This window comes from Microcystis sp. M061S2 (assembly GCF_020245605.1).
Lineage (GTDB): Bacteria > Cyanobacteriota > Cyanobacteriia > Cyanobacteriales > Microcystaceae > Microcystis.
This window is the reverse complement of the sequence record NZ_JADBUP010000028.1, coordinates 23,253-31,230: the sequence shown is the minus strand read 5'-3', so window position 1 is coordinate 31,230 and position 7,978 is coordinate 23,253. Positions and strand designations below refer to the sequence as shown.

Sequence of the window (7,978 nt, the reverse complement as noted above, 5' to 3'; positions counted from 1 at the left end):
CAGACATGGCTTTTTTTCTCCCCTCGCTCTACGGCACTCACTGCTTTCTGTCTTAAATCATCACTATAGGGTGCTGCCATGAAAGCTTCTCCTCATTTCTTTTTCTCTATTATGTCCTAACTATCCCGCTCTTTGCTATAGTATATGCAAGCTATCCTTTTAAGCCGTGAAGAAGTTGCTCAACGTGCAGAGAAACTGTACGAAAGCAGAATCCGCCAAGAGGTGGAAGTTGAAGAAAACATTGGCAAGATGGTCATCATTGACATTGAAACAGGTGACTACAAAGTTGATGAAAATGGCTTACACGCTGCTGACTTATTGAGCGAGAAACACCCCCAGGCTCGGCTCTTTGGGATCAAAATTGGCTACAACGTTGCTGCCGCTTTTGGTGGGGGTGTTATGGAACGTGTAGTTAAGTGATTTCAGGTATTGTGGCTAATGGACACCCGATCATCACTATCCCATTTCGGATTCCAAATCGCGCTGACTTTCCGATTGAGTTTGTAGTAGATAAAGGATTTACAGATGAGCTTTGTTTACCATCGGAGGCAGTAGCATTACTGAATCGTCCTTTCAGGTACGATATGCGGGCGAATTTAGCAGACAACAGCCAAGTAATGCTGCCTCTTCACAAAGCAATTATTATCTGGAATGGTGAGGAGCGAGAAACTCGTGTATTTGCCACAGGGCGGCGACCCTTGGTGGGAACTGCTTTATTAGATAGCCATGAACTTGTGATTCAGTTTACGGAAGGTGGGTTGGTAACAATTGACGAATTGTAGTTCTCAGCATTAGCGCAAACGCAGGCTAACTTAGCCGTTATACTGAATCGGTTTTTAATAGTATGATTAACTCCCAATCCAACTTTAAAAACCCGCTCCCTTTTCCCCACTTTCCACTCCCCCATACCTGTTAAACGGGATTTAGTATCAGAGCGATCGCTAGATTAAAGGTTAAGTTACGACTTTACTGGTCTAATTCCGACATCAGAAGTCAGTTTAAATTTTGACTTAGGAGGTGATGGGGAAGCTGTTGCTTGAGTTCCCGAACCCACCTCAACCCTAAGTCTCCTTTCCCTGGGAATACTTGGTGCGGGTGCAACCCTAAAAGGGAAAGTAAAACGCTCTCATTCAACCGAAAAAGAACCCAGTAACGTTGGTTAAATTGCTTTTTTTATATAACTCATTCTCCCTTAATTTTAGACCAGTTGAGGGAGATTTTTATGCTCTTGCTTCTCCCTCGTGTATTTTTAACTTAATATTTGCTATAATAAACAGAGCGTAAGCATCAATCATCCTGATTAGATGTCTGCTGAGTCCAAATGTTTTCCGAGAAGATGGCTATCGCTTCTTTTTCTTTTCCCGCGAAGAAACAAGAATGCACGTTCATGTTCATTGTGCAGAAGGAGAAGCTAAATTTTGGCTGGAACCACAAATTGAATTAGCTCGTAATCATAACCTATCTCGAAAACAACTTCAAGCGATAGAAACTATTATTGAGGAACGACAAAATGAACTTAGAAATGCTTGGACAAAACACTTCTCAAGCTGAAGTAACTCATATTTCTTCTCATGGAATATGGATTCTGGCAAACAATGAAGAAATGTTCCTTTCCTATCAAGATTTTCCTTGGCTTCAAGATGTACCTATTAGACAAATTTTAAATATACAAGAGCCTTTTCCTAATCATTTTTATTGGACAGATTTAGATGTAGATTTCAGCAAAGAAATTATTAAAAATCCTGAGAGATTTCCTTTAAAAGCTAAATTCTAGTTTTTATCTTTAATTAAGTTTTTGCCGTAGATGCCACCTTAAAACGCCAAGTGAAACGGACTCATTCTCTTAAACAAGAACCCAAAAAAGTAGGCTAAAATGTCTTTTAATATGATTGATTCTCCCTTAATTTTAAGAATGAAACGACCCTATCTTATTAAGGGGGGATTAAGGAGGCAGGGGGGATCGAACCTAAAATCCATCTTCAATTTAATTATAACCAGCTACTTACCAGCTCTGTTTTTAATAGCATGATTAACTCCCAATCCAACTTGAAAAACCCGCTCCCTTCTCCACACTGCTGTAACAAAAAACAACTATCCCCCGATAGCGATCGCTAAAAGTCGAATAATTGTAAATTTTTGTCAAGGGGTGCGGTCAGATCGAAGAATCATCGCTAGAATGAGTCTAGTTGTCAGAAATTTAGTTCAACAAGGTTTTTGACAAGATGCTAATCTGGCTAACAGGCTTTTGGGCGTGATATAGGGAAAAGTTCTGGCGATTGCGCCTAAATGGAGTGATATACCGAAAGTTGACCCATAATATGTAGTTATACAGCTATAGTCCCTGCATCCCTAGCTCAAAAATGTTACACTGAGCAGCCGAATTTATTGAACCATACTATAGATGACATTACCTTCTCTCCAAAGTTTGCTTTTAGCATCTGAAAAAGATATTGAACAAATTAGTGATTATTTTGATGCTCTGGTGAAAGAAGCAGTAGCAAGAATAAATCGAGGCTTTAGCATCAAGCGATTAATAAAGCAGCCTCGCAGTATCGAACCGTTACCTACAGAAATGAGGCAGTTATCGAGCTATCGCACTCGTATCGGAACAATGCTTGAATATGGCTTAAGCACGGCTATCACTGAGATACTTGAGGAACGCTATAACTCTTTATTTTTCTTTACATTTGCAACCTCCCATGAGTATCCAGATTTTTATTTTCGAGATTCATCTTTAATCCCTTTACTACGTTTAGAAATGAAAGCTGTAGATGCTGAATCTGATGAGCAAGCTGCACGCTTCGGTACGCCGACAATATGGATTAACGACGAGCAAGATTTACTCTTATTAGTAGCATGGGAGTGGACAAAAATAACACTAGAAAATGGCAGTCTTGGAGAATATCCCCATATTTTCTCAAGCTTGGTAGTGCCGGCGGGAGACATAGCAAGAGAGCGCGACATACGCCTAGAAATTACTGGGGGAAAAATCGAAGGAGAGAAGACTTTAGTTTTTAGTAGTCGCAGTCAACAGTATGTTGCTGATCCAGGCAACTATGGAAAGTTTTGGCGAATTGTTCATGCATCTAGAATTGGTTCCCCAGATCTACACCTTTCTATTCAGAAATTTTTAATTTTCCTGCGCTCAGTTGATGAAAAAGCTGCCAGAAAAAGGTTTTAAAGTTTGAATTGTCAGTCAGATGGGCAAAGCTTTTCGGATGAAAAACTAAAGGCTGAATCTAAAAAATTAATGCCCCGTTGAAGTTCATCCTCACTACGTCTTTGGCTCTCTAGGTAACTTTGATGTGCGATCTTATGTGCAGTTACTATTTCACGTTGTACGGCTAAAGGTGGCAAAGGAATTCTAGCCCCTAAAACTGCTGATCGGTTGACTCGAGGTCTACCTGTACCAGAAATTTGATAAACTAGCTGACCATAAACTATGTCACTTCTCAAGAGTATTGCCAAATATTCATTATCTACTTCAAATTGATCGATCAATGCTCCATAGCTAATTTTATCCTTTAGGTGATTGTCATTACTAGAAGTGGAAATTGTCCGAAAAACAAAGCATTCAGACGAAGCATATCCATCTTCTTCCAAGGCTTCTAATAAAATACATTTCCTCAATTCTGGACGGAGCTTTGAAAATAGAATATCTCCGCCCTTGAATAACTTGACATTGCTTTTTATCTGATTTCCAAAAACTTCAGAGACAACATATTCACCAGTTCTTGATGAAATATCTGCCAAACCAATATAACGCCATAGATCATAAGGATCTGCTTTGTCAGGTACTACAGATATATTACGCTCAACGACTAGTTCTGCAAGCTTAGGTGTTGGATATTTTGAACGCTTTAGAGTTCTTTCTGCTATAGATCTAGAAGGATGATGATACCCAACGTCAAGCCTATCTACAATAAGTTGATTAGACTTACTATAAAAACGTTCTGCCGGACAGACAAAGACTTTTGGAGATAAACTTCTTATAGAATTTTCTCCCTCTTTTTTGAAAGAATTCCAAGCATTAATTATGATTGGCAATTCATTATTTAGCACTAGGTTTCCTTTGTCATCATGACGAAAATTAGAATCGCCATTTGCCTTTCGACCAACTTCTTTGACTTCGGCCATGAAGATAGAAGGTTGGGCTTCTGTTTTAGACTTGCTGCGTTTTCTGAGGAATAGAATTGATGTTTTGACAGATGCATATGGTTTAAATGTAACTTCTGGCAAGCTAATTACAGCTTCAATTATGCAATATCTGAAGATCAAATCACGAGTATCATGATTTGTTTTTCCGTTTAAAATACTGTCATCTACAACTATTGCCAATCGTCCACTTCCACTTTTCAACCACTTGATGCAGCGTTCTATGAATAGAACTCCACGCCTCCTTGATGCTTTTCCTCTTCCAAGTTCGTAGGTACATAGTGCAGTCTCGTCTGAAAAATCACTGCCAAACGGAGGGTTAGTAATTACTACATCAAAACCACTCTCTGGTATGAGTTCATTTAGCTTGTCATTGTAGCCAAGAGAACCACCATCATTTAGGTAGTGAATCGTATTAATGCTCCCCCCATGCATTATGGTATTCATTTGTGCAACCCATGCCATTCGTTTATCAATTTCAAAACCTATAATCTTCTGATTTAGGTTTATTGACTTGAATGTTTCAATTAGAAAGCCGCCACTACCACAAGCAGGATCACAAATATATATTGTATCTTCTGTCGAAGATGTCATAGCAGAAACTAAACCAACCATAAATTCAACAACTGTTCTAGGTGTGAAAAATTGTTGATGGTCAGTTTTCTCAAAAGTATTTCTAACTAGTTCTTCATACATGAAGCCTTTAATATCAGCTTCAACTTCGGAAAGTTTAATATTCCACAGTAGTCTACATACCTTAGCAATCGCAATTTTGTCCTCCCCAAGGGAACTGTGACCATTGAGCAATTCTTTCGGAAAATAGCTGATAGCGTCTTGATAAATTTCTTTGATTTTTTCATATATATCGTCAAATGAAGAAAAATCTTTAATGGAAAATTTAGATACTTGTTTTGGATCGTCTATTTCGATTTTTTCCATGTAAAGTTTTGAGTATAAAATCTTCGTTATCTCTTCAAAACGTTCCAGTAACCCACCCCCCATAGAATCTCTAAAGGCAGCATTCATTTGTCTCGTTAGAAAACGTAGTGATCGTAAATCTAGTGTGATCGATTTCTCTTTCTTTTCTTCATCAGATCTTTTGGCTCTTTCCTCATTAAAGAGGGGAATTTGTAGAACATTTTCAGATATTGTTGTCCCAAAACGTCGCTCTTGGAGTAAACAAGTTATATCCTCTGCTCGGTAGAGGCGATAGCTATTTATTGGATCTCTAGATGGCTTAAGCTTACCTGCCTTGTCCCAGTTCCTGAGTGTCGTTGTCGTTACACCCAGTAAATCAGCGGCCTCGCTAACCGTAAAAAACTGCTTCTGCTCTTTCATGTTTTTATAAGGTTTGACTTCGATCTAAATTGTATAACCTTATAAGATGTTGTGCAATCATGAAGAGCCTCATGCACTCTGACGTTACTCAAGCTGTATAACACGTCACGGCAGCGGACGGACTAAAGCCGATTCGGGGGCAAAGGTTATCTGCCGCCGCTTATCTTAGCCGTTATACTGAATCGGTTTTTAATAGCATGATTAACTCCCAATCCCACTGGAAAAACCCGCTCCCTTTTCCCCACTTTCCACTCCCCCATACCTGTTAAACCGGATTTGGTATCAGAGCGATCGCTAGATTAAAGGTTAAGTAATGTTAAGATCATAATTCTTCATGAAGAAAGCGCATGATCGCCGAGTAACTGTAGTCAAAAATACCAAATTTTGCCCCAGTCACAATAAAGTAGGGATCAAGCGCATTCGATCGAAGCAAGAATTTTCTCCCCAGTATCTATGAATCAATCAGAAAGTTGCGGTAAGGTCTATCTCGTTGGTGCGGGTCCCGGAGATCCCGGTTTGTTGACCTTAAAAGCGAAAGTTCTCCTAGAAAATGCCGATGTTGTCCTCTATGATGCCCTAGTCAGCCCCTCGATTCTGACCATGATTAACCCCGAGGCCGAACAAATCCATGCGGGTAAGCGTCGCGGTCGTCATTCTCTAGTACAGGAGGAAATCACCGCTTTACTGATCGAGAAGGCCCAGACTAATGCTGTGGTTGTTCGTCTCAAAGGGGGCGATCCCTTTGTTTTCGGTCGCGGGGGTGAAGAAATGCTCGATCTGATCGCGGCCGGAATTAGCGTCGAGATCGTGCCGGGGATCACTTCAGGAATTGCCGTGCCTGCCTACGCTGGTATTCCCCTCACCCATCGCAATTATAGTTCTTCCGTTACTTTCGTCACCGGCCACGAGATGGCGGGTAAATATCGTCCTCAAGTTAACTGGTCAGCGATCGCCCATGGTGCGGAAACAATTGTCGTTTACATGGGTGTGCATAATTTACCCTATATTATCGGCGAGTTAACCAAAGCGGGCAGAAGTGCAGAAACACCGATCGCCCTGATTCGCTGGGGAACAACACCGCAGCAACAGCAGTTAATCGGTACTTTCACCACGATTATGGACCAGATCGAAGCCACCGGCTTTGAAGCTCCGGCGATCGCTGTTATCGGGGCAGTGGTGGACCTTCACGATCTCTTGCAAGCGGGACAACCTTTGCTATCGAGGACAATCCCCCCCACCCCCATTTCTCCCTGATTCGGTTTCCATGCGTCAATATCAAAAATCCCTGACAATTGCCACCAGTCCCAAGAATTTCCATCGTCTTACTGCCCCCATAGAAGCGATCGTGGCTGAATCGGGCATAACGACGGGATTATGCACTATATTTGTCTGTCACACCTCCGCTTCTTTGCTGATCCAAGAAAATGCCGATCCCGATGTTCTCACCGATTTGGCCAATTTCTTCGCCAAGTTAGTGCCGGAAGATAGCAGTCTCTACTATCACTCTACCGAAGGGCCAGACGATATGCCCGCTCACATTCGCTCGGTCCTAACCCAGACATCGGAACAAATCCCGATCGCGGGGGGTAAATTAGTTTTAGGGATCTGGCAAGGTATCTATCTCTGGGAACATCGTCAGAGTCGTCACCAAAGGCAAGTGGTGGTTCATATCACCGGGGTCTGAAGCGTTGCGTATAGTTTTGTAATAGAAACTTTACTCGTACCCCTCATCGGAGTAAGATTTTTTCCGTGTACGATCAAATTGTTCGCTTTTTGAACAAAGAACTTCATATTTCGTAACAAAAGGAAACAATTTATGCGAAAATTGTTCGCTCTGGCCCTGGTGCTATCTCTCTGGTTCACCTTTGCCGCTCCAGCGTCGGCTGATTTGTCTAATCTGACCCCTTGTAGCGAAAATCCCGCTTTCCTACAAAAAGCGAAGAGTTTCCGCAACACCACTCCTGACCCCGAATCGGGAGCCAAACGCGCTCAAACCTACTCCCAAGCTCTCTGTGGACCTGAAGGCTATCCTCACCTAATTGTTGATGGTCGTTGGGATCACATGGGCGATTTCTTTATCCCTAGCATCCTATTCCTGTACATTGCCGGTTGGATCGGTTGGGTTGGTCGGGCCTATTTAATCGCCGTGCGCGACAGTAAAGATGCCGAAATGAAGGAAATCATCATCGATGTTCCCCTCGCTTTGAGCAAAATGTTAACGGGGTTCCTCTGGCCGTTGGCGGCTTTACAAGAAGCCACTTCCGGTAAATTAACCGTTAAGGATTCGGAAATTACCGTTTCCCCTCGTTAATTTTTGTGTCAAACCCTTGACTTTTTATTCCCTAGGAGAACTCAGATGGAAGGACTTACTAAATTTCTCTCGTCCGCACCCGTGTTAATTATGGCGCTGCTGACTTTCACCGCCGGGATTTTAATCGAATTTAATCGCTTTTATCCCGATCTCTTATTCCACCCGCTAGGCTAA

Annotated in this window: 10 protein-coding genes and 1 pseudogene; 10 read left to right on the top strand and 1 reads right to left on the bottom strand. The window is 41.7% G+C overall.

The window, feature by feature from the left end:
* Window positions 1–144 precede the first annotated feature (144 nt).
* The 6 genes and pseudogenes from IM475_RS06055 (at window position 145) to IM475_RS06030 (ending at window position 3,181) form a co-directional block, all read left to right on the top strand.
* Window positions 145–420, top strand: a complete 276-nt coding sequence (locus IM475_RS06055; protein WP_287659536.1) for a hypothetical protein — start codon at window positions 145–147, stop codon at window positions 418–420.
* Window positions 417–782: a clan AA aspartic protease gene (locus IM475_RS06050; protein ID WP_353737439.1), complete on the top strand. Its 366-nt coding sequence runs from the start codon at window positions 417–419 to the stop codon at window positions 780–782. Before IM475_RS06055 ends, IM475_RS06050 begins: the two co-directional genes overlap by 4 nt.
* Window positions 783–1,040: 258 nt before the next feature.
* A pseudogene (locus IM475_RS23105) lies at window positions 1,041–1,163 on the top strand (PEP-CTERM sorting domain-containing protein); the annotation flags it as partial.
* A gap of 214 nt (window positions 1,164–1,377) precedes the next feature.
* Entirely contained in the window at window positions 1,378–1,551 is a 174-nt protein-coding gene (locus IM475_RS06040) for a DUF4160 domain-containing protein (protein ID WP_287659534.1), read from the top strand.
* Window positions 1,511–1,774, top strand: coding sequence for a DUF2442 domain-containing protein (locus IM475_RS06035; RefSeq protein WP_287659533.1), 264 nt, complete (start codon window positions 1,511–1,513; stop codon window positions 1,772–1,774). Before IM475_RS06040 ends, IM475_RS06035 begins: the two co-directional genes overlap by 41 nt.
* A gap of 627 nt (window positions 1,775–2,401) precedes the next feature.
* Window positions 2,402–3,181: a hypothetical protein gene (locus IM475_RS06030; RefSeq protein WP_158200737.1), complete on the top strand. Its 780-nt coding sequence runs from the start codon at window positions 2,402–2,404 to the stop codon at window positions 3,179–3,181.
* An 11-nt stretch (window positions 3,182–3,192) separates the two neighbouring features.
* On the opposite strand, the gene IM475_RS06025 is transcribed toward IM475_RS06030, so the two are convergent.
* Window positions 3,193–5,493, bottom strand: coding sequence for an N-6 DNA methylase (locus IM475_RS06025; RefSeq protein WP_149985571.1), 2,301 nt, complete (start codon window positions 5,491–5,493; stop codon window positions 3,193–3,195).
* A 453-nt stretch (window positions 5,494–5,946) separates the two neighbouring features.
* Here IM475_RS06025 and cobA point away from each other — a divergent pair, with 453 nt between their 5' ends.
* The 4 genes from cobA to psaJ all read left to right on the top strand — a co-directional run bounded on the left by cobA (window position 5,947) and on the right by psaJ (window position 7,978).
* Window positions 5,947–6,747, top strand: coding sequence for a uroporphyrinogen-III C-methyltransferase (gene cobA, locus IM475_RS06020; RefSeq protein ID WP_287726991.1), 801 nt, complete (start codon window positions 5,947–5,949; stop codon window positions 6,745–6,747).
* 10 nt (window positions 6,748–6,757) lie between these two features.
* Entirely contained in the window at window positions 6,758–7,177 is a 420-nt protein-coding gene (locus IM475_RS06015) for a secondary thiamine-phosphate synthase enzyme YjbQ (protein ID WP_287726990.1), read from the top strand.
* 132 nt (window positions 7,178–7,309) lie between these two features.
* Complete coding sequence (locus IM475_RS06010; RefSeq protein WP_004163740.1) at window positions 7,310–7,804, top strand: photosystem I reaction center subunit III; 495 nt, start codon at window positions 7,310–7,312, stop codon at window positions 7,802–7,804.
* A 45-nt stretch (window positions 7,805–7,849) separates the two neighbouring features.
* Complete coding sequence (gene psaJ, locus IM475_RS06005; RefSeq protein WP_002738148.1) at window positions 7,850–7,978, top strand: photosystem I reaction center subunit IX; 129 nt, start codon at window positions 7,850–7,852, stop codon at window positions 7,976–7,978.

What these genes read in the sequence shown, in the direction of transcription:
- IM475_RS06055 (WP_287659536.1), top strand. Translation starts at nt 145, where the DNA reads ATGCAAGCTATCCTTTTAAGCCGTGAAGAAGTTGCTCAACGTGCAGAG.
- IM475_RS06015 (WP_287726990.1), top strand. Translation starts at nt 6,758, where the DNA reads ATGCGTCAATATCAAAAATCCCTGACAATTGCCACCAGTCCCAAGAAT.
- IM475_RS06025 (WP_149985571.1), bottom strand. Translation starts at nt 5,493, where the DNA reads ATGAAAGAGCAGAAGCAGTTTTTTACGGTTAGCGAGGCCGCTGATTTA.
- IM475_RS06030 (WP_158200737.1), top strand. Translation starts at nt 2,402, where the DNA reads ATGACATTACCTTCTCTCCAAAGTTTGCTTTTAGCATCTGAAAAAGAT.
- IM475_RS06035 (WP_287659533.1), top strand. Translation starts at nt 1,511, where the DNA reads ATGAACTTAGAAATGCTTGGACAAAACACTTCTCAAGCTGAAGTAACT.
- cobA (WP_287726991.1), top strand. Translation starts at nt 5,947, where the DNA reads ATGAATCAATCAGAAAGTTGCGGTAAGGTCTATCTCGTTGGTGCGGGT.
- IM475_RS06040 (WP_287659534.1), top strand. Translation starts at nt 1,378, where the DNA reads ATGCACGTTCATGTTCATTGTGCAGAAGGAGAAGCTAAATTTTGGCTG.
- psaJ (WP_002738148.1), top strand. Translation starts at nt 7,850, where the DNA reads ATGGAAGGACTTACTAAATTTCTCTCGTCCGCACCCGTGTTAATTATG.
- IM475_RS06010 (WP_004163740.1), top strand. Translation starts at nt 7,310, where the DNA reads ATGCGAAAATTGTTCGCTCTGGCCCTGGTGCTATCTCTCTGGTTCACC.